We start from the raw sequence: 21832 nt of genomic DNA on the forward strand, positions 1-21832 counted from the left end.
TCTTATCCCCCTATGCTAATTTAGTTCCTGCCGCCACATCCATGAATCAATAGCTTGTGAATGGCAGGGACTTGAGCTACTAAGTCATATTTCTGGTCATTCATCACCCAAGTTGTGGCACTCTCATCCAACGTACCAAAAATCATTTGGCGTGCCAAGCGAACATCTAGATCTTGAGAAAATTCCCCGGATTCAATTCCGCTGATCAATATTTTGTCGACTAATTGGAGATAGCCCTTTAACACGTCATTAACTTTCAAGCGGATATCCTTATTGGATTGTCTCAATTCTAACTGTGTAACGATGGCCAGGTGATGATCATCCGACAGTATTCTACAATGATTTTCAATCATCACTAATAATTTCTCTGAAACTGTCTGTTTTCCTGCTATAACTTCTTCAATTTTTTCGACAAAGAGAACCATCTTCTCTTCGAATAAAGAAATCAGGATATCTTCTTTATTTTTAAAATAAAGATAAATCGTTCCATCGGCCACTCCTGCTTGCTTCGCGATCTTTGACACTTGTGCCTGATGATACCCATTCTCAGCGATAACAATCACAGCAGCGTCGATAATTTGTTTGTATTTAGGTTTATTTCGTTTCATAAGTTCTTGACCTGCCTTAACAAAATATGAATGACTGTTCATTCATATTTTAATAATAAAATGTTTCTCATCGATTGTCAAGAATAGACACCCTGTCCATTTCCGGACCAAAAAGAAAAACCATTGAGTACTAGTTTAACTTGTTTTCTGTTCATTATCTATTCTTTCACGCTCTTCTTCTACAAGTGCCCTTCGTAAAATTTTCCCTACAGCTGTTTTCGGGAGTTCTTTTCTGAATTCATAAATCCGTGGGACTTTATAGGCAGCCAGGAATTTACGTGAATATTCATTGAGTTCCTCTTCCGTAAGGGACTCTCCTTCTTTCAGTACAACATATGCCTTCACGGTCTCTCCCCGGTAAGGGTCAGGGACGCCTGCTGCCACGACTTCCTGGATGGCCGGATGTTCATAGAGGACCTCCTCGATTTCTCTCGGATAGATGTTAAACCCTCCGGCAATGATCATATCCTTCTTGCGATCGACAATATAGAAATAGCCTTTCTCATCCATGTATCCTAAATCACCAGTGAGCAGCCAGCCGTCCTTTAACGTTTGTTCCGTTTCTTCAGGTCGATTCCAATATCCCTTCATCACCTGTGGTCCTTTGACGACAATTTCTCCGATTTCATTCGGGGGAAGAGGTTCTCCCGTTTCCATTGAAAACACTGCACTGTCCGTACCTGGCCATGGTACGCCGATGCTACCCTTGATCCTCGCTTTATCCCAAAGGAAGTTGGAATGCGTGACGGGGGATGATTCAGTTAAGCCATAACCTTCTACGAGCTTCCCACCAGTGACTTCCTCGAATTGTTGTTGTACTTCCACGGGTAATGGTGCACTTCCACTAAGACATGAATCAATCGATGACAGATCATACTTCTTAATATCCGGATGATTCAAGAGACCAATATAGATCGTAGGGGCACCTGGAAATAGGGTTGGCTTATGTTTCTGAATCGTCTTCAACGTCGTTTCAGCATCAAATTTAGGAAGCAGGATCATCTTATATCCTTGCATGATCGACAGAATCAGTACTGCAGTCATGCCATATACATGAAAGAACGGAAGAATGCCGAGCATCCTTTCTTCCCCTTTCTTACACTTATACAGCCACAGGTCACACATGGAAGCATTCGCTACCAGGTTTTTATGTGTCAGCATGACTCCTTTAGGAAACCCTGTCGTACCGCCGGTGTATTGCAGAAGGGCTAAATCATTTTCGAAGTCGAATTCTTCCGTGGTTATTTCAGGCTTCGACGTTTTCATGATTTCCGTAAATAAATGGTTCTGCCCGGAATGATTGACTTTCACGACAATCCCATACTGCTTCTTTTGAATAAATGGATAGATGAGGTTCTTGGGAAATGGCAGGTAATCTTTGATAGCGGTTACAATTATATGCTCGAGATCGGTATCTTTCATCACCTTCGACACTCTTGGATATAAAATATCTAATGTAAGAATCACCTTAGCACCGGAGTCCTTCATTTGATATTCAATTTCCCGCTCCATATACAATGGGTTGGTTTGTACGACAACTCCACCTGCGTATAGGATTCCGTAATACGCAATGACGGATTGAGGCGTATTGGGAAGCATGATTGCCACTCGGTCGCCTTTCTTGATTCCTAACGATTTAAGATAATGGGCGAATTTGAGAGCAGACTCATATAATTCGGTATAGCCCAGTTCCTTGCCCATAAATTGTATCGCTACTTTATCCCCATAAAGAGTTGCTGCTTCGGTTAAATAGGATTGTAATGGTTTCGGGGTGAGGACTAGCTCGTTTGGTATCTCCGCTGGATATTCAGCAAGCCATGGTTTGTTCATTGTAATCCCTCCTTATTGATTTTTTAGAAAATTCCTTCTATTTATTATTATAATATAAGGTGACCTCAGTTACAATTTGAATTAACAGACTTCGATACTTTCATCCTATCAATGAAGCTTGACCTTCCTTACAAATCCTTTTTCCAAAGAAAAAAGACTGCCTAATTAACCATATGACAGTCTGATTGTACAATATTATTATTTTGAGATTATTTCTATCTTTCTTTACAACTGTTTTCCATTAAGTAAAGAACACTATATAAATGATGCCAACTAGAATAAAGCCCCCACATAGGGTGAGTAAAACCTTCGCCAATGTTTCCATATTCCCTCTCCTTACGATATACCGGCTCCTATTACATAGGATAACCCGACTGAAATCGCCAATGAAATGAAACCTACAGCCCGATTATCATTTTCAATTTCTTCATCAATTCTAAACTTCGGTGTGAGAAATTCATAAATGAAATACCCAATCAGCAATAGTAAAAAGCCGAACACACCCCATCCTATTGTTGTTAGGATGGTGTCATTGTGGCTGATCGAATGTCGAAAAATATTTGCTATCCCAAATATTTTCCCTCCTGTCGCCATGGCCACAGCCATATTCCCTTTTTTAATTTCTTCCCAGTTTCTATACTTCGTGACCAGTTCAAAGACGGCCAGGAATAGAACCATACATAAGATGACCACGCTGTAGTTTCCTGCAGTTTGAACAAATTCATTTTCCCAAAAATTCTCCATCGTAAAGCTCCCTTTACTTTGTTATTTACTTTTTTTCAAACGTAATGGACATGGCCTACTTAAACTGAACGACTGTTACACCCGTTCCACCTTCACCGGCATCCCCGAACCGGATACTTTTAACCGAGCGGTGATTTTTCAAGTACTCCTGCACTCCTTGCCTTAAAGCTCCCGTACCTTTTCCGTGAATGATAGACACACGGGGATAAGCCGCAAGCAGCGCATCATCGATGTATTTCTCCACTCTAGATAATGCATTTTCAAAGCGTTCTCCACGTAAATCAAGTTCAAGGCTGACGTGGAAATCTTTCCCTTTCACCGTGGCCATTGGTTTGGTTTCGACTTTTTGTTGAGATTGAATAAATTCAAGATCAGCTTCTTTCACTTTCATTTTCATAATCCCCATCTGAACCTGCCATTCTTTAGCTGACACCCGTTCAATCAAATGACCTTTTTGATCAAAGCTTAGAACTTTCACTTCATCTCCCGGTTTTAACTCATGCGTTGTTTGAGTGGTTTTTTTCTTTAAACCGGACGTCTTCAACTTCGGAGTTGCTTCTTCCAGCTGCTTTTTCGCTTGGATTAGTTCATGCTCTTTGATCTGGGCTGATTTTTCCTGTTGCATTTTCCGTAAATCTTTAATCACTTGTTCAGCTTCAGTCTTGGCCTTTTCAACGACTTCAGCTGCTTTTTGTTGAGCTTTTTCGTAAAGGGTATCTTTCTTATCGTAATACTCCATCATTTGTTTTTGCATATCTTTATGCATCTTCTCTGCTTGCCTTAAGAGCTCATGGGCTTCCTCAAGCTCTCGTTCCCCCTGGCGTCTGCTGTCTTCTAGTGATGCAATCATATTTTCCACTTCTTTACTATCGGTCCCAATATGTGACTTTGCTCGATGAATGACTGAATCAGTAAGCCCCAGTCGCTTTGAAATCTCAAAGGCGTTACTTCGTCCCGGAACGCCAAGCAGTAGCTTATAGGTAGGACTTAATGTTTCTACATTAAATTCCACACTGGCATTCACGACTCCTTCACGATTATATCCATACGCTTTCAGTTCAGGATAGTGGGTGGTCGCTACAACCCTTGCACCTGTTGCATGTACTTCATCCAAAATGGAAATGGCTAATGCCGCACCTTCTTGAGGGTCTGTACCGGCCCCTAGCTCATCAAACAGAACTAAACTCTCATGGTCCACCTTTTTCAGAATGTCCACGATGTTGACCATGTGGGATGAGAAAGTACTTAAGCTTTGCTCAATAGACTGTTCGTCTCCAATATCGGCATAAACAGTACGAAAAATGCCAACTTCAGATCCGTCCAATGCCGGGATCGGAAGGCCAGCTTGCGCCATCAGGCTTGTTAAGCCCAAGGTTTTAAGAGTAACGGTTTTCCCACCCGTATTCGGTCCCGTGATGACAATCGAGGAAAACTCATTCCCCAATTCGATATCATTCGCTACTGCTTCATCGATCGGTAGGAGGGGATGACGGGCTTTATTCAACTTGATTCGACGTTCATTGTTGATCTTCGGTTTCGAACCTTTAATCGATCTCCCGAATTTCGCTTTTGTGAACATAAAATCAATGTCTGCTAGGATGCTGACAATCAAAAGCAATTCCTCTCCCGATTCTTGTACACTTTCGGTTAGCTCGAGGAGGATCTTTTCGATTTCCGTTTGTTCTTTTAAGCGGAGTTCACGGAGCTGATTATTCAGCTGGACAATGGCCTCGGGCTCGATAAATAAGGTTTGTCCCGAAGATGATTGGTCATGGATGATTCCACCATATTGACCCCTGTACTCCTGTTTAACAGGAATGACGTATCGGTCGTTCCGAATCGTGATGATCGCATCGGACAGCATTTTTTGAGCATTGGAAGAACGGATCATCCGCTCTAGCTTCTCCCGGATCCGGCCTTCGTTTGCACGGAGTTGTGTACGGATCGAGCGTAGTGCTTCACTTGCTGTATCAAGTATTTCACCATTCTCATCCACGACTTTTCGGATATCCTGTTCTAAGTGAGGAAGGGGGATCACCGTACCCATTTTCTCCTGTAGCAGAGGAATATCCACCTCTTCCTCCAACAACTCGTCTACAAACAATGTCATCTTCCTGCTTGCCCTGATTGTGCTTGCCACTTGAATGAATTCAGATGGAGATAGCATACTGCCGATTTGTGCACGCTTGACGTGGGGACGTATATCAAAAATCCCCCCAAGTGGTGCATGACCCTTCAAACGGAGAATGGTCATGGCCTCATCCGTCTCTTCATGAAGAGACATGATTTCCTCAAACTCAACAGAAGGTATGAGAGCGGAAACCCTTGCATGCCCCAGGGCAGATGCGGCATATTGCTTTAATAGTTCTTTAATTTTGTCAAACTCTAGCGTCTTTAATACTTTAGCATTCACGGAATATATTCCACCTTTTATCAGTTTCGCTTAATAAATTTGATTAGCTCTTGTTTATCCCATGTATTGATGACCGTGTCTTTCTTGATCCACCCTTTTCGAGCTGTCCCGACCCCTATTTCCATAAATTCAAGATGATCTGTACTGTGAGCGTCTGTGTTGATGACAAGCTTCACATTCTGATCCTGGGCCTTTCGAATATTTTCAGCAGATAGATCCAGCCTATTTGGGTTTGCATTCAGCTCTAAAACGGTATCGGTTTCTTTCGCAAGTTGAATTAGAAGATCTATATCGACGTCATAGCCTTCTCTTCGACCGATGATTCTTCCGGTTGGATGAGCGATAATATCCACATGGGCACTTTTCAGGGCAGTGGTCAGCCTCTCCATGATTTTATCTTGAGATTGTGAAAAGCTCGAATGGATCGAGGCGATCACAAGATCCACCTTTTCAAGAACCTCATCTTCATAGTCCAATGTGCCGTCAGGAAGTATATCCATTTCGATTCCTGAAAGAACCTCAATATCATTATACTTCTTATTGATTTCTTTGATTTCTTCTATTTGTTTTAATAATCGTTCGGTTGTAAGTCCGTTCGCCACCCGTAAATACTTGGAGTGGTCTGTGATCGCCATATACTGATACCCTTTAGAACGGCACGCTTCCACCATTTCTTCAATCGAGAATGCACCATCCGACCAGGTGGAGTGCATATGAAGATCCCCTTGGATATCTTGTATTGAAAGGATAGGATAATCCTTATGGAAGTCTTCCACTTCTCTACCGTCTTCCCTCAATTCAGGCGGAATCAATGGCAAGTCAAAGTGGTGATAAAATTCTTCTTCTGTTTTAAAGGTCTTAATTTCGCCTGTTTCATTATTCTCCACACCATATTCGCTAATCTTTTCACCACGTTCTTTGGCCAGCTGACGCATGCGGACATTATGATCCTTTGAGCCTGTAAAATGGTGAAGGGTCGTAGCAAATTCTTCAGGCTTTACGATTCTGAAATCTATGCTCACATCCCACTTGTATGAAAGGGTAAGAGAAACCTTTGTATCCCCTGCTGCAATGGTTTCAACGATATGGGGTAGTTTCAACAACCCTTCCTTTACCGCTTCAGGTTGCTCTGTTGAGATAATGAAATCCAGATCCTTGATCGTTTCCCTCATTCTCCTTAAGCTTCCAGCCCTCGAATATGTTTGAATACTATCCATCTCGGAAAGATATCCTTCTATTTCTTCTGCTATTCCCATCATAAATCCAATCGGAAGGCGGTCAGGTCTCTTACCAACCTGTTCAATGGAAGCAAGGATCTTCTCTTCGGTCTTTTTGCCGAAGCCTGCCAATGCCTGTATTTTATTTGTCTTACACGCTTCTTCCAGGTCCTCGATACTTTCGACTCCAAGCTCACTATACAGCTTCGCAATTTTCTTTCCACCTAAACCAGGCAATTGGATAAGTGGGATCAGTCCCTTAGGAACCTCTTCTTTCAGCTCTTCAAGAACAGAGGACGACCCTTTCTCTATGTACTCTTCAATGACTCCAGCCGTTCCTTTGCCGATTCCGGGGAGCTTCGTGAAGTCACTGATTTCCTGTAAACTCCGGTCATCATTCTCCAGTGCTGCTGCCGCTTTTCGGTAGGCAGATATTTTAAACGAATTTTCACCTTTTAACTCCATATATATTCCAATTGTTTCTAATAATTTTATAATATCTTTTTTATTCAAGAGATTCACCTACTATCTTAGAATTAGACTGTTTCGTGACATAAGAGATGGCATACTACACGTTTGATTAGAGCGGAAAACTCTTTCAACTGCCAAACTACTCCATCTATATAGTAGCAAAATTGATATAAAAAGAAAAAAGACTGACTTATAAGATGAACATTTTCCGTTAAGGAATCCTTAACGAACCTGAGTTGCATACTTATAGTCAGCCCTTTTTCAGCCTACATATTCAATCCACCAAGATTTCACCATATCAGAGAAAACAGGAGTATGTTTCACCATCGCTTGCGCAATAAACGAGTTATTGATGAGTGTTTGAACCGACTCGATCGGCAATAATACAGCAATAAATAATAGAATGAAAATCATTAAGTATGCTTCAATAAAGCCTAATATCCCCCCGCCAAGTACATTTAACTGCTTTATTAATGGAAGATGGGCAACAAAGTCAAGCATCGATCCAATAATCTGCAGAATGATGCGGGATGCGAAGAAAATCATCGCAAACGCAATGACCCGATAGTATGCTTGATCTAAATGGGTCGATTCAAAGATCATATTTAAAGTTGATTGCTCGTCCAATACAGGATAAGGAATCCACAATGTTAGCTTAGGTGCAAGCTGATCATAATATATGTATGCTACAATAAAAGAGACAATAAATCCGAATATGTGGACGACTTGTAAAATGAATCCACGCTTTAGACCTATGAAAAATCCTAATACAAGGATAATTAGTAAAGCTAAATCTAGCATCTTATTTCAATCCTTTAATCGTTTAATTTCTCGTTCCAGCTCTTCAAACTTCTCTTGCAGTTTGAGATAATCATTCACGGCATTCACCGCTGTCAAAACGGCGAGCCTACTTGTGTCGAGAGACGGATTCATGGAGTTTATTTCTCTCATTTTGTCATCCACTTTAGAACAGACAAATCGAATTTGACTTGTTGATTCAGTCCCAACAATCGTATATTGTTGACCATAAATGTCAACAGTGGTGCGTTTTTTTTGTTCTTCAGACAATCTGAAAGCCCCCCATTCATAAGAATCCTACACATAATCATACCATGAAATATCTTGATGTTGGAAGGATTTTGTCATATTAGCTCACATTTTTTATTAAAATCAAGAATTTTGTCATAAGGAGAGAGAAACGTGGCCAATACCGTCATACAGACAACGAAAGCAACAATCGACCAAATGAAAGACCATTACAAACAGGTGTTAGTAGATAAGCTGCCTCCAGGGGCCATATTTGTAGCTAAGCCAACGGGTTGTACGGTTACCGCCTATAAATCCGGGAAAGTGTTATTTCAAGGGGCGAATGGAGAAGGTGAATCAAGTCAGTGGGGAACAAGCGTGTCTCCCAAGGTGAAATCCCCTTCTAAAGGGTCGACGACATTGCCTGATAACTTCGCCAACTGGTCTGTCGTCGGATCAGACGAAGTCGGCACAGGTGATTTCTTCGGACCGATCACAGTGGTGAGTGCTTACGTAAAGAAAGAGCATATCCCCCTCATGAAGGAACTAGGTGTCAAAGATTCAAAAAACTTATCTGATCCTCAAATCACCAAAATAGCCAGGGACTTAATTACCACTATTCCCTACTCACTGCTCATCCTGCACAATCCTAAATACAATGCGATGCAGGAAAAAGGAATGACCCAGGGAAAAATGAAAGCTCTCCTCCACAATCAGGCCATTCTTAAACTGTTAGAAAAAATGGCCCCGGAACTGCCTGAAGGCATCTTGATTGATCAATTCGTAGAAAAAAATACATATTTCAAACACATAGCTGCCCAAAAGGAGATCCAGAAAGAACGGGTTTACTTCAGCACAAAAGGAGAAAGCATCCACCTTGCAGTTGCCGCTGCATCGATCATTGCCCGCTACGCCTTTTTGAAGGAAATGGACAAGTTGAGTGAAAAAGCAGGTGTCGTCATACCAAAAGGGGCAGGAAACCATGTAGACGTGGCTGCCGCCAAGATCATCAAGAGAAAAGGAATCGAAGAATTAAAAACTATGACGAAATGGCATTTTGCCAATAGTGAAAAGGCGATAAAATTAGCAAAGAAATAAGGAAAGCCCCGCCCTATACCGGTGGGGCTTTTGTTCGTTTGTTGGGTAATTAGCTGTTGATTTTTGTTGATTATTTAGCAGTTGAAATACTACTTTTTGTTGCCTGTTGAATATCCGCATTTTTTCTCCTATCAAAATTCAGCTTACTTTCTCCTGTCAAAATACCTCCAATTTTCAACAGGCAAACATCAGATAAAAAAAGATGCCAGACGAATGTCTGACACCTCTTCACCAGAACCGGGTTATCCTCTCAACTCGGCTCCCGCTTTTTCTTTGACTGTTGCGAGCACTTTATCATGTACTTTCACTACTTCTTCATCCGTTAATGTTTTCACAGGATCGAAGTACTTCAATGAGAAGGCAAGGGATTTCTTCCCTGCTTCCATATGCTCTCCTTCATAAAGATCGAAGACAGAAACTTCCTTCAGAAGCTTTCCTCCTGCATCCTTAATGATGGATTCTACTTCTCCTGCTTTCACGTCTGCATCGACAACAAGGGCGATATCTCTTGTAATTGATGGGTGACGTGGAATTGGCGTGTAACTTAGTGCCGGCTTTTCATAATGGAAGATGGGTGAAGCCTTAAGTTCGAACACATAGGTTTCGTTAAGATCCAATTCTTTTTCCGCTTCCGGATGGATGGCCCCGACGAATCCTATCACTTCTTGATCCAAGAGTATTTCAGCTGTTCTTCCTGGGTGCATACCATCTACGGCTGCTTGGCGGTATGAAATCGCGTTTGCAACACCGATCTCTTCAAACAGTCCTTCCAAGATTCCTTTTGCTACGAAGAAGTCAACCGGCTTCTTTTCTCCCTGCCAAGGGTGTAGATGCCATAAACCTGTAAGCGCTCCGGCAATATGCTCCTCTTCCCGGGGAAGCTCTTCACCAGATTCATTTAAGAATACAGATCCGACTTCATAAAAGGCAAGAGAGTCATTTTGGCGTGCTTTATTGTATGAAACCACTTCAAGTAGCTGTGGAATGATGCTTAAGCGAAGATTGCTGCGTTCCTCACTCATCGGCATTAATAAGCGGACCGGTTCTCTTACGTCCAGTGCGTATTGGGTTGCTTTCTTGTCGTTTGTTAAAGAATATGTGATCGCTTGAAGGAGTCCGGCCCCTTCTAAATAACGGCGAACCGTACGACGTTTTAACTGATGATTTGAAAGTCCACCAGGCGTTGACTCTCCCTGTGGAAGAGTCAGCGGAAGGTTATCATAGCCGTAAAGACGGGCCACTTCCTCCAATAAATCTTCAGGGATGGTAATGTCTCCCCGTCTTGTAGGAGCTGTTACGGAGAACGTTTCTCCATTGACCTCTCCATCAAATTGAAGACGGCGGAAGATATCTTCCACTGTCTCAACTGAAATCGATGTTCCTAGTGAAGAATTAATCTTTTCCAGCGTAATCTCCACTTTAACCGGTTCAACGTCCATTTCGTTAAATAAGACAGTGCCTTCAAGAACTTCACCTTCAGCATATTCAGCCATCAGCCCAGCTGCTCTCTCTCCTGCTTTCAGAACACGGTTAGGATCCACTCCCTTCTCGTAACGAGTGCTTGCTTCACTTCGTAGACCGTGGTCTTTCGAAGCTCCCCTTACAATCGGACCAGTGAAGTAAGCTGCTTCGAGAAGAATCGTCGTTGTATCATTCTGAACTTCTGAGTTCGCTCCTCCCATCACTCCAGCTAGAGCAACAGGCTCAGTGCCATTTGTGATGACAAGCTGGCTGCTGGATAGGGTTCTTTCTGCATCATCCAGTGTCACGAAGGTTTCTCCATCCTTCGCACGACGGACAAGGATCTCCTTTGACCCAAGACGATCGTAGTCGAAAGCGTGAAGGGGTTGACCATATTCCAATAGCACATAGTTCGTAATATCAACGACATTATTATGTGGTCGGATACCGGCTGAAATCAGTGCGTTTTGCATCCATAGAGGAGATGGACCGATTTTGACGTTCTTAATGATTTTCGCTCCGTATAGAGGATTGTCTCCCTTCGCCTCTACCTTTACAGTTACGTAATCAGAAGCTTTGTCACTTCCTTCAGGTACCGTTGGTTGCGGAAGCTTCACTTCACGGTCCAGAATCGCAGCTACTTCGTACGCCACTCCCAGCATGCTTAAGCAGTCAGAACGATTGGGTGTTAAGCCAAGCTCTAAAATCGCATCGTCAAGATTCAATAGTTCAACTGCACTCCTGCCTACTTCCGCTTCATCTGAGAACACATAGATCCCTTCTGCATGTTCTTTTGGTACAAGTTTGCCTTCGATTCCAAGCTCTTGTAGGGAACAGATCATACCGTGAGACGCTTCACCACGAAGCTTGGCTTTTTTGATTTTGAAGTTTCCAGGTAGGACCGCTCCTACTTTCGCAACAGCCACTTTTTGACCCTGTGCTATATTTGGCGCCCCGCAAATGATTTGTACAGGTTCTTCTTCCCCTACATCCACTAAGCATTTATTTAATTTATCCGCATCAGGGTGTGGTTCACATTGCAGGACATGGCCGACTACCACATTTTTGATCTCTTCCCCGATTCGTTCAACACCTTCAACTTCAATCCCACTTCTGGTAATCTTCTCTGCTAATTCTTCAGGTGTTGTACCTGATAAGTCTACATAATTTTCTAACCATCTATATGAAACAAACATGTGTGAATACCTCCTATCGATTTTCTTCTATTCTTGAGTTCCGAACTGGGTCACAAAGCGCGTGTCGTTTGTGTAGAAATGACGGATATCATCAATACCGTACTTCAGCATGGCAATACGTTCAGGTCCCATACCGAATGCGAATCCTGTGTATTTCTTAGAATCGAATCCTGCCATCTCAAGAACGTTCGGATGAACCATTCCTGCTCCAAGGATCTCAATCCAGCCAGTCCCTTTACATACACGGCATCCTTTTCCACCACATATTTTACAGGAGATATCCATCTCTACAGAAGGTTCTGTGAATGGGAAGAAACTCGGACGAAGGCGAATTTCACGGTCTTCACCAAACATTTTCTTGGCAAACACTTGCAAGGTTCCTTTTAAATCACTCATTCGGATGTTTTCATCGATGACAAGTCCCTCGATTTGTGTGAATTGATGAGAGTGTGTTGCGTCATCCGTATCTCGTCGGTACACTTTCCCTGGGCAAATGATTTTGATTGGCCCTTTTCCTTTGGCCATTTCCATCGTTCTTGCCTGTACAGGTGATGTGTGGGTACGCAGTAGTGTCTCTTCTGTTATATAGAAGGAATCCTGCATATCACGAGCCGGATGTCCCTTCGGAAGGTTCAGGGCTTCAAAGTTATAATAGTCCTTTTCTACTTCCGGTCCTTCTGAGACGGTATAACCCATCCCAATGAATAGATCTTCGATTTCTTCCACAATCATCGTGAGCGGATGATGATTCCCTTTTTTCACAGGGCGTCCTGGTAACGTGACATCAATCGTTTCAGATGCCAGCTTCTTTTCTACTGCCTCTTTTTCAAGAATGGCTTGTTTGGCTTCAATGGTTTCTGTAATGGCTCCGCGAACTTCATTCGCAAGGGCCCCCATTTTCGGGCGTTCTTCTGCAGAAAGTTTCCCCATGCCTTTTAAGGCTTCGGTGACAGGGCCTTTTTTACCTAAATAAGCGACACGAATCGTGTTCAGTTCTTTTAAATCAGTTGCTTCATTAACCTTTTCGATTGCTTCTTGTTGAAGGGAACGTAATTTGTCCTCCATTATTCTTCCTCCTTTAATATAAATCGTCCGAATGGTCATTTGAATGAGTTTATAGAAAACTAAACAAATAAAAAAACCCCATCCCAAAAAGGGACGAGGTTTATATCGCGGTACCACCCTTATAAGCATATCCCATGGTTATTTTGCTTTCGCAAAAAACCTTTTAGGCAGATACACTCACTTCATTCGGATAACGGCTTTGCCGGAGCATCTTTACATTCATTAAGCTGAATGGTCCCGATGCCAACTCGAGAGGTGAAATCTTCGCATCACGATTTCTTAAGAATGCTTTCAGTCCAGGGCATTCTTTCCCTTAAAGATCATCATGTGCTACTTTCCTCTTTCAACGTTTTTAAGTTATATGTGCATTATTATAGTGAATTTCGAAGCAGATTTCAAACTTTTTCAAGGATTTCACTGCCCATTTTTAAAATAGTACAGCAATATACCTGCCGCAATCGCTACATTCAATGATTCACTCTTCCCGTAAATCGGGATGAAGAGGTTCTGATCTGTTTCCGTTAGAAGATCTTTCGACATGCCGTTCCCTTCATTGCCTACGATTAACGCATAGGAAGAACTGGGCTTTATCGTAGTATACTCCACACCATTTTCCAGAGCCGTTCCATAAACAGGGATATTCCGCTCCTTCAATTTCGAAATGGTCTCAGTAAGATCACGTCTGACAATCGGGATATGAAAGTGACCTCCTTGCGCAGATCGTAATACCTTAGGATTATATGGGTCCACCGTTCCTTTACCCAACACAATCATATCAATCCCTGCTGCATCTGCCGTTCGAATGATGGTTCCGATATTACCGGGATCTTGAAGGCCATCCAAAAGCATGAACGTTTCCGCTTTATCACGATCATGTTCATCTTCTTTTTGCTTACAAATAGCAAAAATCCCTTGGGAAGTTTCGGTATCAGATAGGGCTTTTCCCACTTCATCTGATACCATAGTCATGGAAACCGAATCCGCCGTCCATTGTTGCGGAAGATCGATTCCTTCCACAACAATCAGCTCAAGGACCGTATCCTCCTGCTTCATTGCTTCTTCCACAAGGTGAACCCCTTCAACTATGTATGTACGAGTGAGATCTCGTTCTTTTTTGGTTAATAACTTCTTCCATTGCTTCACAACAGGATTTTTCGAGGATTGAATAAACTTCAATCGTATCCGCTCCTTTAGATTACTATTCAAGGTCTCATTATACCTTAACTTTCCTACATAATAAATTCAATTTGAGACAAGATAACAATGAATTCCTCAACTATCAAAAAAGGAGAAATGTGTGATGAGTCTTAACTTACGAAATGCAATCATACACAACGTGTCTGGTAACAACCAGGACCAACTAAGAGACACCATCGTAGATGCAATCCAAGGGGGAGAAGAAAAGACCCTTCCTGGACTGGGTGTGCTTCTTGAAGTATTCTGGGAAAACGCAGACCCACAAGAACAGAAAATGGTTCTCGAAACGTTAGAAGAATCATTACAGCAGCTACAAGCACAGTAAGGACAAGGGTAACCCTGCGAATGGGTTACCCTTATTTATTGTCAATTTCGATTCAAATATTCGATTTTCAGGAATGAGAAAGTCCGGTCGACCGAGCTAATACGGGCTGATTAGGACTCCCACCATTCAAAAATTCATACGCGTCTCGATTATAGGTACGTATTTAGTACCGCGAAAAAAATGCCTAGGATTCAATAGAAATCCCAGGCATCTCTTTTTTAGCTCTATCTCAGTAGGCTTCAATCGAACGTAATCTTCGCCACTGTATCCGTGTCTAATTTCTTGATCACTTCGGTAATCAATTTAACGGCATTTTCATAATCATCTCGATGCATCATTGCTGCATGGGAATGAATATAGCGTGTGGCCACTGTGATTGATAAAGCTGGCACACCGTTTGCTGTTAAATGAATCGCACCTGAGTCCGTACCACCGCCGACAATTGAATCAAATTGATATGGAATGTTATGTTCATCCGCCGTATTAGTTACAAAATCACGGAGTCCCTTATGTGAAACCATCGACGCATCATATAAAATGATCTGTGGTCCATCTCCCATCTTGCTTGATGCTTCTTTGTCAGAAATACCTGGAGTATCTCCTGCGATTCCAACATCCACACCAAAGGCAATGTCGGGTTGAATTTTGGTTGCAGACGTTCTCGCTCCACGAAGACCTACTTCTTCCTGGACTGTACCAACACCATACACGACGTTCGGATGCACCTCATTTTGAAGATTCTTCAATACATCGATGGCAATCGCACATCCAACGCGGTTATCCCACGCTTTCGCAAGAAGCATTTTCTCATTATTCATCACCGTGAATTCAAAATGAGGGACAACCATATCGCCCTGCTTCACTCCCCATTCCTGTACTTCTTCACGGCTTGATGCACCAATATCGATAAACATATCTTTGATGTCAACAGCTTTCTTCCGCGCTTCTGGAGTAAGGATATGTGGAGGTTTGGATCCGATCACACCGGTTACTTCCCCTTTACTTGTCACAATGGTCACTCGCTGAGCAAGCATGACCTGAGACCACCAGCCGCCTACGGTTTGAAAGCGGAGGAATCCTTTGCTGTCGATTTGAGTGATCATGAATCCTACCTCATCAAGATGTCCAGCCACCATGATTTTAGGACCGTTCTCATCGCCGACTTTTTTAGCGATCAAGCTTCCGAGATTATCCGTAGTGATTTCATCTGCAAACGGTTCTATGTATCTTCTCATGACATCCCTTACTTCGCGTTCATTACCCGGTACCCCTTTAGCATCGGTTAAATCCTTGAGCATCGTCAATGTTTCATCTAATTTCGTCATTATTTCGCCCCCCTAAATGTTACTTCTTTTTCATTATACTAAAACGTTTGTCAATCATCAAAATTCCCTGATTTTTCATAACTAGGAAAAAGAAGTTCTTACAGGTTAATATCCTTCTTTTTGACGATTATAATTCACTTCATTTTTCTTCACATACGCATCAAATACTTCTTCATGAGAAAAGCCTAGAAGTTCTCCCAAGTAGACGTAATGCCGGAACAACTGTTGGAAATGTTCCACGGATCGTTCTTCAGCAAAGTGATTGACCTCTTTAAATACTTCCAAAAACTGTTTCGACACATCTTCATTTGTGTAATTGGTTTCACCCAAATCAAATTGCATGATACCAATTTCGATTCCCAGTGATAGAATAAAGTGGATCCCGTCTACGAATTCTTCAAGAATAACTTCCTTGGATGAGGATGGCTTCTTACTCCAGAACTTAAAGCTTCTCGTTTCATTTGCCAGTTCCCCTACCTCAACCAGCAAAGCAAGTATCTTCTTTTCAATTAAATCTTCCTGCTTTAATCCGTGTTCTTCTTCAATATGTTCATCTAGCTTCTTTTGCATGTCCAATAGCGCTTCAACATTCATGTTCTTCTCTCCCCTTAGATGTCTGTATTTATTGCACTCTCTCTTAGTATGACAAATTTTTAAACAAATTTTAAATAATATGAAACCTTTTTTCGTTTTTATCGTAAATAATAGTGGAAGAAATATGCCTATGGAGGTAATGGTTATGCTTTGGCTTATACGGTTAGTGATTTTTTTCCTTATTCTTTACCTTTTATACAGCAGCGTTAAATACATTATCAACCCAAAGCGAAAACTGGAGCTTGCCCAGGAACAGAAGCGTTTCTACTTTCTCGATGATCAGGAAAATGTCCGAAAGAATTTTCACATAACGTATAAGGGTGTACGATTTGAAGGGGAAAAATATCTTGGTTCAACTGAAAAGTCATTCGATGTTGTTTCCATCTTCGTATGGACTAAAAATGTTTCCTCATTAAAAGGTCTTACCCGAGAGGACTTCGAATACCTCCAGAACGAAATCAAAGAAAGATATCCCGATGCCAAACTGGATTGGAAAAGCCCGATTAACGAATTCCTTCAAAAAGCCCAACAAAAAAACGACTAGCATAGCTGGTCGTTTTTAATTTTCATTTACCTGGAAAGAACTCTCTCCACTGAATGACTTTGACTTTTTCTCTCAATAGGTAGAATAAGACGATGAGTGCGATGAAAATCATGACGAGAATTGGTGGGGAAAATTGTTTGATGTATTGACCGAAAACGGTATAAAAAAACGCCAGGGGCACGTTAGAAAGAACAGAAGCACGAATAAAGGGTTTTAGCTCCTTCTTCCGTTCAAGCAGACAAAGATTAAGTAATTGATAATGAACAAATGGAATCAACCTAAGCACCGCGATCTGGCCAGTAGTCAGAGTAGCGTTCCTCCCAAACCATCTTTCCTTCAGTCTTAGGAGCTTTTCATAAAAAGGCGTAAAGCTTTTGATAACAAAATAAAAAGTGACAGATAAGAGCGTTAATCCCATTAATGAATACAGAGTGCCAAAGATACTTCCGAACAGGACTCCTCCCGCCATGCAGACAAGTGCTACGGGAATGAACAGAAACTGCCTGAGGATATGAAATAAGATAAACAGAACAGGAGCCATATACCCACTGGCCTCCATGAAGGCGAATGCAGCAACCAACCGTTCGTCCATGGCTATCGTGACCTCCTTCTGCTATTCTAAGCTGTTTAATTACTCTCTCTCTATATGTATGTAGCGCAAACGGGGGAAAGAATGAAAACTTTGGTTTCTACAATTTGGCATTCAGCCAGATAAAAAACAAGCAATGGAGCATGACGAGTAACGGGAGGCCCAATGAAAATGGTTTGTGCTTCGTTTTATGTCTGTACACTTTCATTCCAAGGTAAGCTCCGACACTTCCTCCAAGGATCGCAACCTGCCACAGTACACGCTCACTAATGCGGTATTCATGTCGCTCTGCTTTTCTTTTATCCCTGCCCATGATGACAAAGCCGATGATATTGATGATGATTGCATATAAATATAAGATACTTGTAAGTGTACCCATGGTTTCTACCTGCTTTCCATTGATATTTATATAAGAAAGGACCGGCCGGGGGGCCAGTCCTTTTTAACTACTAACGAGTTAGTAGTTTATTATTTGTTTAGTTGAGCTTTAGCAGCATCAGCTAATTGGTTGAATGCTTTTTCGTCAGAAATCGCAAGTTCAGCAAGCATTTTACGGTTTACTTCGATACCAGCAAGCTTTAATCCGTGCATTAAACGGCTGTAAGAAAGACCGTTCATACGAGCAGCCGCATTGATACGTGTGATCCATAGTTTACGGAAATCACGTTTCTTTTGGCGACGGTCACGATAAGCATACATGTATGATTTCATGACTTGTTGATTTGCTACTTTATATAAAGTATGTTTGGAACCGTAATAACCTTTGGCTAATTTAAGAACTTTTTTACGACGTCTGCGTGTTACTGTTCCGCCTTTTACGCGTGGCATAATAATTCCCTCCTGTTTCTATTACTTCTTATTTTAGGTTGTCGAGCATGTGACGAATACGTTTGAAATCTCCTTTAGAGACAACAGCCGCTTTACGTAGTTTACGTTTTGCTTTAGTAGATTTGTTTGCGAATAAATGGCTTGTATAAGCGTGTGAACGTTTAAGTTTACCAGAACCTGTTTTCTTAAAACGCTTAGCTGAGCCGCGGTGAGTTTTCATTTTTGGCATGAGCTTTTCCTCCTCGGGTCCTTTATTTTTCGTTAACCGGTGCAAGCACCAAGAACATACTACGACCATCCATTTTCGGTTTTGATTCAACGGTTGCTACATCTTTACACTCATCACTGAAGCGATCCAGAACACGTTGACCAATTTCTTTGTGCGTAATCGCACGACCTTTAAATCGGATTGACGCTTTAACTTTGTCTCCTTTTTCAAGGAACTTACGAGCGTTACGAAGCTTAGTATTGAAATCATGCTCATCAATCGTCGGGCTTAAACGTACCTCTTTAAGATTGATGATTTTTTGATTCTTACGCGCTTCTTTTTCTTTCTTCTGTTGTTCAAACTTAAACTTACCGTAGTCCATGATACGAGCAACGGGTGGTTTTGCAGTTGGAGCAACAAGAACAAGATCAAGATTTACACGTTCTGCAATTTCAAGAGCTTCATTCTTGGTTTTAATACCAAGTTGCTCACCGTTTTGATCGATAAGACGTACTTCACGGGCACGAATCGTTTCGTTTAAGATCATGTCTTTGCTAATAATTAGCCACCTCCAAGGTTTATTAAAAGAATACACGGCTTTGGTCGACGCACTCGCATCTTTTGTATGTATTAAACACACAAAAAAAGATGCGAGTGTCGAAACACCCGCATCTGATTATTAAGCTTATATAAAGGCTTTAATAGTCAATCACATACCTGTAAACAACTTTGAAAAGCGTTATTCAGGTGAGAAGCGGGTAGCTCCTGCTTGTACCAATCTGTATTCAATTCACCTTAGATAATATATCACATGACAATACCGCTGTCAAATAATCATTTAATATCACAACGTATTTCATACTATCAGACATCTAAGGAGAGTGCAATAGTTTTTTTGAAATTTCCATAAGAGGGACGGACCTCAAACTGCACACTTATTGTAAACTACAATTGACAAATGGAGGTCCGTCCCTCTTCTTTTTACTCTTCTTTTTACTCTTCTTTTTACTCTTCGTTTTATCGTTTTGCTTCTTTTGTGATGTGGCCGATGAATTCGCCAAGGGATATTGTTTCTGATTTTTGTTCTCCGTATTTACGGACGTTTACAGCTGTTTCCTTGATTTCATTGTCTCCCACCACAAGCATGTAAGGGACTTTACTCATCTGTGCTTCACGGATTTTATAGCCGATTTTTTCATTACGGTCATCGATGTCGACACGTAATCCTTCAGCTTGAAGTTTTTCTTTCACTTCTTTCGCATAGTCGAAGTGCACATCCGGAGATACCGGGATCACCTGTACTTGAGTTGGAGCGAGCCACGTCGGGAATGCTCCTTTGTATTCTTCAATTAGGAATGCCACGAAGCGTTCCATTGTAGATACGACTCCTCGGTGAATTACAACCGGACGATGCTGTTTTCCGTCTTCTCCTACATATGTTAAGTCAAAGCGTTCTGGAAGTAAGAAGTCAAGTTGCACAGTTGAAAGCGTTTCTTCTTTTCCTAGAGCTGTTTTCACTTGAACATCCAGTTTGGGACCGTAGAATGCCGCTTCCCCTTCTGCTTCGAAATACTCAACATCCAGTTCATCCATGGCTTCCTTGATCATTCCTTGTGCACGGTTCCACATTTCATCGTCATCGAAATACTTCTCCGTATCTTCAGGATCACGATAAGAAAGGCGGAAAGAATAGTCATTCAGATCAAAGTCTTTGTATACTTCCTGAACCAGGCGTACGACACGCTTGAATTCTTCCTTGATTTGATCAGGGCGGACGAAGATATGAGCATCATTCAGAGTCATACCACGGACACGTTGAAGTCCTGATAAGGCACCTGACAATTCATATCGATGCATTAGCCCAAGCTCAGCGATACGAATCGGAAGTTCGCGGTAGCTATGGATGTCGTTTTTGTAAATCATCATATGATGAGGACAGTTCATCGGACGAAGAACCAGGTCTTCATTATCCATTTCCATTACCGGGAACATGTTTTCCTGATAGTGATCCCAGTGACCGCTTGTTTTATAAAGTTCCACGCTCCCCATAACCGGAGTATATACGTGGTCATAGCCAAGGCGCTCCTCTTTATCAACGATGTAACGCTCGATGATACGGCGAATCGTCGCACCCTTTGGAAGCCACATCGGTAAACCTTGTCCAACTTTTTGAGAGTTCATGAATAAATTCAATTCTTTACCGATTTTACGGTGGTCACGCTCTTTCGCTTCTTCTAGAAGGCGCAAATGCTCTTCCAGATCTTCTTTCTTGAAGAAAGCAGTTCCGTAAATCCGTTGAAGCATTTTGTTATCACTATTTCCACGCCAGTATGCGCCAGCGATACTCAACAGCTTGAATTCTTTAATTTTATTTGTAGAAGGAATATGGATTCCACGGCAAAGATCGAGGAATTCTCCTTGCTCATAGATTGAAACCTGCTCACCTTGAGGAATCGCCTCGAGTAGTTCAAGCTTATACTCGTCACCGATTTCTTCGTACATTTTCTGCGCTTCGTCGCGGCTTACTTCTTTACGAATAACCTCTAGGTTTTCACCAGTGATCTTCTTCATTTCTTTCTCAATCAGTGGAAGATCTTCAGGAGTGAACGTATGCTCCGAATCAATATCATAATAGAATCCCCCTTCAATGACAGGTCCGATTCCAAGCTTTGTTTCAGGATATAGACGTTTAATGGCCTGGGCCATTAAATGAGCAGTACTGTGGCGAAGGACTTCCACTGCCTCGTCTGAAGGAGGAGTGACGATTTCAATCGCTCCATCCTCTTGGATTCCTGTACGCAAATCAATCAATTCACCGTTAAGTTTACCTGCGAGTGCCTTCTTCTTCAGTCCTGGACTGATAGACGCGGCAATCTCTTCTGTTGTCGTTCCTTTAGGAAACTCCTTAACATTTCCATCAGGGAACTGCATTTTCACTACTTCTGACATGTGATTTCACTCCTTATGTGATGTAAAATTGGCTTTTTCCCGTTCCTTACAATCATCAGGACGGATGAATTGACCTAAAAAAAACAAAAAACCCCGCCCCTTCACGATTGAAGGGACGAGGTTAATAAATAAACTCGTGGTTCC

General features: G+C 41.9%; 21 protein-coding genes and 1 other annotated feature. Of the genes, 3 read left to right on the top strand and 18 right to left on the bottom strand.

Annotated features, from left to right (window positions below):
- Window positions 1–20: 20 nt before the first annotated feature.
- The 7 genes from FGG79_RS11210 to zapA form a co-directional block, all read right to left on the bottom strand.
- A complete protein-coding gene (locus FGG79_RS11210) occupies window positions 21–608 on the bottom strand; it encodes a TetR/AcrR family transcriptional regulator (protein WP_138778868.1) in 588 nt (195 codons plus the stop codon).
- Between the two features lie 135 nt (window positions 609–743).
- The gene (locus tag FGG79_RS11215) at window positions 744–2444 is read right to left on the bottom strand and encodes a long-chain-fatty-acid--CoA ligase (RefSeq protein ID WP_138778301.1); all 1701 of its coding nucleotides are present in this window, start codon (window positions 2442–2444) and stop codon (window positions 744–746) included.
- 330 nt (window positions 2445–2774) lie between these two features.
- Window positions 2775–3182 carry a DUF350 domain-containing protein gene (locus FGG79_RS11220; protein WP_138778303.1) on the bottom strand — a complete coding sequence of 136 codons (408 nt, stop codon included), beginning with the start codon at window positions 3180–3182 and terminating at the stop codon, window positions 2775–2777.
- 55 nt (window positions 3183–3237) lie between these two features.
- Window positions 3238–5595 (bottom strand): endonuclease MutS2, encoded by a 2358-nt coding sequence (locus FGG79_RS11225; RefSeq protein WP_138778305.1) that lies wholly within the window; start codon window positions 5593–5595, stop codon window positions 3238–3240.
- Between the two features lie 20 nt (window positions 5596–5615).
- Window positions 5616–7334 carry a DNA polymerase/3'-5' exonuclease PolX gene (polX, locus tag FGG79_RS11230; protein ID WP_138778307.1) on the bottom strand — a complete coding sequence of 573 codons (1719 nt, stop codon included), beginning with the start codon at window positions 7332–7334 and terminating at the stop codon, window positions 5616–5618.
- Between the two features lie 210 nt (window positions 7335–7544).
- On the bottom strand, window positions 7545–8084 hold the full coding sequence (locus tag FGG79_RS11235) for a CvpA family protein (RefSeq protein WP_138778309.1): 540 nt from the start codon (window positions 8082–8084) through the stop codon (window positions 7545–7547).
- A 6-nt stretch (window positions 8085–8090) separates the two neighbouring features.
- Entirely contained in the window at window positions 8091–8351 is a 261-nt protein-coding gene (gene zapA, locus FGG79_RS11240; protein WP_138778311.1) for a cell division protein ZapA, read from the bottom strand.
- A 132-nt stretch (window positions 8352–8483) separates the two neighbouring features.
- Between zapA and rnhC the strand changes: the two genes are divergently transcribed.
- On the top strand, window positions 8484–9407 hold the full coding sequence (gene rnhC / locus FGG79_RS11245; RefSeq protein ID WP_138778313.1) for a ribonuclease HIII: 924 nt from the start codon (window positions 8484–8486) through the stop codon (window positions 9405–9407).
- Window positions 9408–9649: 242 nt separating this feature from the next.
- On the opposite strand, the gene pheT is transcribed toward rnhC, so the two are convergent.
- From pheT to FGG79_RS11260, 3 genes are all read right to left on the bottom strand, one after another.
- A complete protein-coding gene (pheT, locus tag FGG79_RS11250) occupies window positions 9650–12064 on the bottom strand; it encodes a phenylalanine--tRNA ligase subunit beta (protein WP_138778315.1) in 2415 nt (804 codons plus the stop codon).
- Window positions 12065–12091: 27 nt separating this feature from the next.
- The gene (pheS, locus tag FGG79_RS11255; RefSeq protein ID WP_138778317.1) at window positions 12092–13129 is read right to left on the bottom strand and encodes a phenylalanine--tRNA ligase subunit alpha; all 1038 of its coding nucleotides are present in this window, start codon (window positions 13127–13129) and stop codon (window positions 12092–12094) included.
- A gap of 414 nt (window positions 13130–13543) precedes the next feature.
- Window positions 13544–14305 (bottom strand): TrmH family RNA methyltransferase, encoded by a 762-nt coding sequence (locus FGG79_RS11260; protein WP_138778319.1) that lies wholly within the window; start codon window positions 14303–14305, stop codon window positions 13544–13546.
- A 124-nt stretch (window positions 14306–14429) separates the two neighbouring features.
- Between FGG79_RS11260 and sspI the strand changes: the two genes are divergently transcribed.
- Window positions 14430–14651, top strand: a complete 222-nt coding sequence (gene sspI / locus FGG79_RS11265; protein WP_138778320.1) for a small acid-soluble spore protein SspI — start codon at window positions 14430–14432, stop codon at window positions 14649–14651.
- 239 nt (window positions 14652–14890) lie between these two features.
- Here sspI and FGG79_RS11270 read toward each other — a convergent pair whose 3' ends face one another.
- Complete coding sequence (locus tag FGG79_RS11270) at window positions 14891–15976, bottom strand: M42 family metallopeptidase (protein ID WP_138778322.1); 1086 nt, start codon at window positions 15974–15976, stop codon at window positions 14891–14893.
- A gap of 105 nt (window positions 15977–16081) precedes the next feature.
- Complete coding sequence (locus tag FGG79_RS11275) at window positions 16082–16570, bottom strand: dUTP diphosphatase (RefSeq protein ID WP_138778324.1); 489 nt, start codon at window positions 16568–16570, stop codon at window positions 16082–16084.
- 145 nt (window positions 16571–16715) lie between these two features.
- Between FGG79_RS11275 and FGG79_RS11280 the strand changes: the two genes are divergently transcribed.
- Complete coding sequence (locus tag FGG79_RS11280; protein WP_138778326.1) at window positions 16716–17114, top strand: sigma-w pathway protein ysdB; 399 nt, start codon at window positions 16716–16718, stop codon at window positions 17112–17114.
- Window positions 17115–17136: 22 nt separating this feature from the next.
- On the opposite strand, the gene FGG79_RS11285 is transcribed toward FGG79_RS11280, so the two are convergent.
- From FGG79_RS11285 to thrS, 6 genes are all read right to left on the bottom strand, one after another.
- Entirely contained in the window at window positions 17137–17706 is a 570-nt protein-coding gene (locus tag FGG79_RS11285; RefSeq protein WP_138778328.1) for a TVP38/TMEM64 family protein, read from the bottom strand.
- 97 nt (window positions 17707–17803) lie between these two features.
- Complete coding sequence (locus FGG79_RS11290) at window positions 17804–18082, bottom strand: DUF1294 domain-containing protein (protein ID WP_138778330.1); 279 nt, start codon at window positions 18080–18082, stop codon at window positions 17804–17806.
- A gap of 89 nt (window positions 18083–18171) precedes the next feature.
- Window positions 18172–18531: a 50S ribosomal protein L20 gene (gene rplT / locus FGG79_RS11295; RefSeq protein ID WP_138778332.1), complete on the bottom strand. Its 360-nt coding sequence runs from the start codon at window positions 18529–18531 to the stop codon at window positions 18172–18174.
- 28 nt (window positions 18532–18559) lie between these two features.
- Window positions 18560–18760 (bottom strand): 50S ribosomal protein L35, encoded by a 201-nt coding sequence (gene rpmI, locus FGG79_RS11300; RefSeq protein WP_032087387.1) that lies wholly within the window; start codon window positions 18758–18760, stop codon window positions 18560–18562.
- Window positions 18761–18782: 22 nt separating this feature from the next.
- Window positions 18783–19301, bottom strand: coding sequence for a translation initiation factor IF-3 (gene infC / locus FGG79_RS11305; protein ID WP_171050915.1), 519 nt, complete (start codon window positions 19299–19301; stop codon window positions 18783–18785).
- A 74-nt stretch (window positions 19302–19375) separates the two neighbouring features.
- Window positions 19376–19516: a sequence feature (ribosomal protein L20 leader region), on the bottom strand.
- Between the two features lie 240 nt (window positions 19517–19756).
- On the bottom strand, window positions 19757–21688 hold the full coding sequence (gene thrS / locus FGG79_RS11310; protein ID WP_138778334.1) for a threonine--tRNA ligase: 1932 nt from the start codon (window positions 21686–21688) through the stop codon (window positions 19757–19759).
- Between the last annotated feature and the right edge of the window lie 144 nt (window positions 21689–21832).

Source organism: Bacillus sp. BHET2 (genome assembly GCF_005938125.1).
In the GTDB taxonomy this organism is placed as follows: Bacteria; Bacillota; Bacilli; order Bacillales; family Bacillaceae_B; genus Rossellomorea.

What these genes read in the sequence shown, in the direction of transcription:
- pheS (WP_138778317.1), bottom strand. Translation starts at nt 13,129, where the DNA reads ATGGAGGACAAATTACGTTCCCTTCAACAAGAAGCAATCGAAAAGGTT.
- rplT (WP_138778332.1), bottom strand. Translation starts at nt 18,531, where the DNA reads ATGCCACGCGTAAAAGGCGGAACAGTAACACGCAGACGTCGTAAAAAA.
- FGG79_RS11275 (WP_138778324.1), bottom strand. Translation starts at nt 16,570, where the DNA reads ATGAATGTTGAAGCGCTATTGGACATGCAAAAGAAGCTAGATGAACAT.
- thrS (WP_138778334.1), bottom strand. Translation starts at nt 21,688, where the DNA reads ATGTCAGAAGTAGTGAAAATGCAGTTCCCTGATGGAAATGTTAAGGAG.
- FGG79_RS11290 (WP_138778330.1), bottom strand. Translation starts at nt 18,082, where the DNA reads ATGGGTACACTTACAAGTATCTTATATTTATATGCAATCATCATCAAT.
- rpmI (WP_032087387.1), bottom strand. Translation starts at nt 18,760, where the DNA reads ATGCCAAAAATGAAAACTCACCGCGGCTCAGCTAAGCGTTTTAAGAAA.
- FGG79_RS11235 (WP_138778309.1), bottom strand. Translation starts at nt 8,084, where the DNA reads ATGCTAGATTTAGCTTTACTAATTATCCTTGTATTAGGATTTTTCATA.
- sspI (WP_138778320.1), top strand. Translation starts at nt 14,430, where the DNA reads ATGAGTCTTAACTTACGAAATGCAATCATACACAACGTGTCTGGTAAC.
- FGG79_RS11220 (WP_138778303.1), bottom strand. Translation starts at nt 3,182, where the DNA reads ATGGAGAATTTTTGGGAAAATGAATTTGTTCAAACTGCAGGAAACTAC.
- FGG79_RS11280 (WP_138778326.1), top strand. Translation starts at nt 16,716, where the DNA reads ATGCTTTGGCTTATACGGTTAGTGATTTTTTTCCTTATTCTTTACCTT.
- FGG79_RS11270 (WP_138778322.1), bottom strand. Translation starts at nt 15,976, where the DNA reads ATGACGAAATTAGATGAAACATTGACGATGCTCAAGGATTTAACCGAT.
- FGG79_RS11210 (WP_138778868.1), bottom strand. Translation starts at nt 608, where the DNA reads ATGAAACGAAATAAACCTAAATACAAACAAATTATCGACGCTGCTGTG.
- pheT (WP_138778315.1), bottom strand. Translation starts at nt 12,064, where the DNA reads ATGTTTGTTTCATATAGATGGTTAGAAAATTATGTAGACTTATCAGGT.
- FGG79_RS11285 (WP_138778328.1), bottom strand. Translation starts at nt 17,706, where the DNA reads ATGGACGAACGGTTGGTTGCTGCATTCGCCTTCATGGAGGCCAGTGGG.